Origin of the sequence: Streptomyces sp. AC555_RSS877 (assembly GCF_019049245.1) — a bacterium.
GTDB lineage: Bacteria > Actinomycetota > Actinomycetes > Streptomycetales > Streptomycetaceae > Streptomyces.
This window is the reverse complement of record NZ_JAGMUK010000140.1, coordinates 1-302: the sequence shown is the minus strand read 5'-3', so window position 1 is coordinate 302 and position 302 is coordinate 1. Positions and strand designations below refer to the sequence as shown.

At 67.2% G+C, this 302-nt stretch carries 1 protein-coding gene; it reads right to left on the bottom strand.

The genetic code is table 11. The annotated features are described in order from the left end of the window. The coding region (locus tag KUM49_RS37760; protein ID WP_217241490.1) for a zinc-binding dehydrogenase at positions 1 to 302 on the bottom strand (302 nt) is incomplete at both ends.

The window sequence follows — 302 nt, the reverse complement described above, 5'->3', positions numbered from 1 at the left end:
TTGCGGCTGAGGGTGTTCATGATCAGGCCCAGGACGGAGGGGGCGCCGAGCTGCTTGGCGAAGCCGGCGTCGGGCGGGCCGACGACACTGATGGCCAGGCCGCCGGGCTTCAGTACGGTCAGTGACTTCTCGAGGTTCGCTCCGCCCAGGGAGTCCAGCACCAGGTCGTAGCCGGACAGCACCTTGGAGAAGTCTTCCTTGGTGTAGTCGACGACGATGTCGGCGCCGAGGCTCCTGACCAACTCCTCGGACCTGGTGTTCGCGGTCGTCGCCACCGTGGCGCCGAGGTGCTTGGCGAGCTG